Source organism: Methanocalculus sp. (assembly GCF_029762515.1).
Lineage (GTDB): Archaea > Halobacteriota > Methanomicrobia > Methanomicrobiales > Methanocorpusculaceae > Methanocalculus.
In genome coordinates this window covers 1-3,131 of the sequence record NZ_JARVGN010000285.1, presented here as the reverse complement: position 1 = coordinate 3,131, position 3,131 = coordinate 1, and the positions used below count along the sequence as shown (strand labels likewise).

3 protein-coding genes are annotated in these 3,131 nt (G+C 55.4%); all 3 read right to left on the bottom strand.

From position 1 onward, the window contains the following. A partial coding sequence (locus QCH34_RS09710) for a tetratricopeptide repeat protein (protein ID WP_300333442.1) occupies positions 1-529 on the bottom strand: 529 nt, incomplete at its 3' end. A gap of 110 nt (positions 530-639) precedes the next feature. Next, positions 640-2,043 (bottom strand): DNA-directed DNA polymerase II small subunit, encoded by a 1,404-nt coding sequence (locus QCH34_RS09705; RefSeq protein WP_300333439.1) that lies wholly within the window; start codon positions 2,041-2,043, stop codon positions 640-642. A 137-nt stretch (positions 2,044-2,180) separates the two neighbouring features. Further along, positions 2,181-3,131: aminotransferase class I/II-fold pyridoxal phosphate-dependent enzyme (locus tag QCH34_RS09700; protein ID WP_300333436.1), on the bottom strand; the 951-nt coding region annotated here is incomplete at its 5' end.

Genomic DNA, 3,131 nt, shown 5'->3' with positions numbered 1-3,131 from the left:
CGCCCCGGTACATCCTGAACTCTGCATTTTCAGGGTTTGCAGCGATCAGCAAATCGAGATCCACAATCGCCTCCTGATAACGCCCCTGGGAGAGGAGGGCGGACGCCCGTGTCATGAGGGCATCAGGATCAGCGGGATCGCGGATGAGGGCTTCATTGAAGCATTCCTCCGCACCATCAGAATCGCCAGCCATAAGGAGGGCACGCCCTCTTCCAACCGGGTATGCCGGGTTATCCGGGTCGATTATAGCGGCAAGGGAATACACGTCCGCCGCTCCGAGGTACTCCCCCTGCTTATACAGGCATTCGCCCTTCTTCTGCAGGAGTTGGGTATTATTCCCATCAAATCCAAGGGCATAGGAATATGAAGAGATTGCCATTGTATCCTGATCCATCCGTGCAAGGCTGTCTCCGGCAAGGGAGAAGGTGGATACAGCCGCTGATTGGAACCCCGACTGAAACGGCGAGGGGAATATGATGATGACGGCCGCAAGAACCAGGCAGAGATAAAGAAGGTGGTACAGCTTCATGAATGAATTTTCTATTGATGATTCAGATATTTAAACCGATGTCTCACCTGCATTGCAGAAGAGAGGGGTTCAAATCAGGAGATATGGGTAATCGGATGAAGAGGAGAAGATCAGGAGAGGAAGTCGTAGATCTGCGGCTCCATTTGTTCGAGATCGACGACAACCGCCTGGCCGGGGGTCGGGTTGATATTCATCTGCTTCTGGAAGGCGGTCTGGGACTGCCAGGCCCCGGCATTCACCGCAAGGACACCCCGGTACCGGGAGATGCCGGTGATATGGACATGCCCGGTATGGAGGATCTCTGGGACAGGGTCGATTAAGAGCCGGTCTTTTTCGGTTGCGAGCACAGGTGTCCTCCGCCCGTACGTCGGGGCAAGGTGACGACGTTTCAGCATCGCCTCCATCATCTCTGCCGGCGCCTCATACCGGGCACCCGGAATCATCCCGATCAGATCATCGATGCTCCTGCCATGGTACATCAGCACACGGGCACCGTGAATCGAGACGGCGGCCGGGTTCTCCACAAAAGTACAGTTCTTTGGATACTGTGACCGGAACTCAGGCGGAATCACCGGCTGGGGTTCTGCACCCCGGACGACATCGTGGTTTCCGGGTGCAAGGACGATCCCAAGCGAGGAGGGGAGCGTCTGGAGCATCTCGCCGAGCCGGTCATATTGTTCATAGATATTGGGTATGGTCAGCTCTTTCTCCTGTCCGGGATAGATGCCGATACCGTCAACCAGATCACCTGCAACAAGGAGATAGCTGATATCATCAGCACCAGAGATCCAGTCACAGAACCGCTCCCAGGGCTCCTGGAGAAAGGTATCGGATCCGATATGGATATCTGATATAAGTGCCACCTTCCCGGAATTTTTCGGGGTATAGGGGGCATGCTGAACCGGAACATCAGGGCGGAAGAGCTGATCCGCATAGAAGAGTTTCCCTTCAGGGGAGGGTTTGCCGCGGACCCCGATCACCTCATCGGGGACGATCCGCTCTGCATCGGAAAAACCATCCCTTCCATTATTGAAGAGGACCGGCATCGTTCCGGTTGGATCTTCCAGTTCAAGGATCCGGTGCCCTTTTGCAGTCGACTTCACATCAATCACAATACCGATGATGGTGACCTCGCTGTCGCGGAACCGGGAGGAGTGGGTCAGAGCCTCGATCGGGATCGCACCGGATCGTTTCCTGATGAGTGAGCCAAGACAATCGTACCGGTTCCTGAAGAGGGAGACATAATCCTCGATCTGCCGGACCGGACCGGCTGATCCTTCCATCCCCTCAACCACCTCAAGGAGGGGATCGGCGGTGAACCTGATCCCATCCCTCTTCGGGGTGAGCGAAGGGATATGGGAGGGGAGGACAACGGCGCAATCTTTCCTGATACCGGCAAGAATACCTGAGATAAGAGCCGGATCTCCCCGCTCCCTGAGGTAGGAGACGACGGTCGGATCGACCAGATGGCCGGCTTCACAGAACCTGGCAATGATCTCCTGCTCGGCGAGCATAGTCTCTCATTGGATCTCTGATCCAATTATACCTCTGATCCGGATCCCCTGTAACGAGAGGATACAATGAGAAAGGGTTAGGGCGGTTTTGGATTATTCAGGATGCACTGTGGATAATCAGAAAGGAAAGCGGAGTTTTAGAGCGACTCTATAAACTCCCCAATCCTCTTGACCGCTTCACTCAGATCATCCCGTGAGACCGCATAGGCACATCTGATATGGCCTATTCCCGACGGGCCGAATGCGCTGCCGGGAGCCACCGCGACCTGCTTTTCGACCAGAAGCCGCTCGGCAAACTCTTCATCCGAGAGGCCGGTTGATTCGATCGAGGGGAATGCATAGAATGCGCCCTTTGGAAGGTGGCAGGGAAGACCGATTTTGTTCAATCCCGCCACAAAGAGGTTTCGCCGCATCCGGAATTCGGCAATCATCCGGTCTTTTGAATCCTCTGCATGTTTCAGCGCCTCGATTGCAGCAAACTGGGACATCGTGGGTGCGCAGAGCATCACATACTGGTGGATCTTGAGTGCTGCACTCGTGATCTCAGGAGGTGCACAGAAGTACCCGACCCTCCACCCGGTCATCGAGTATGCCTTTGAGAACCCGTTTAAGGTGATTGTCCGCTCCCAGAGGGAATCAAGCGATGCCGGTGAGACATGCCTGCCCTCATAGGTGAGTTCGGAATAGATCTCATCGGAGATGAGGAGGAGATCGTGATCCACGATGATATCACTGATCGCTTCGAGATCCCCCTGCTTCATCACCCCCCCTGTCGGGTTATTGGGGAAGTTGAGCATCACGACTTTGGTCTTCTTTGTGATCCTCTCCATCAGGGCTTCCGGTGTGACCCGGAACTCGTCCTCAGCCGGGCAGGGGAGTGGAACCGGGATGCCGCCTGCCAGCATCACACAGGGGCTGTAGGAGACATAACAGGGATCTGCAACAAGAACCTCGTCACCTGGATCAACGACCGTCCTGACGGCGAGATCGAGGCCTTCGGAGACGCCGCCCGTTATGATGATCTCATTCTGTGGATCATAGCTCGTCCCGTACCGCGAGATGAGGTACGATGAGACGAGATCCCGGAG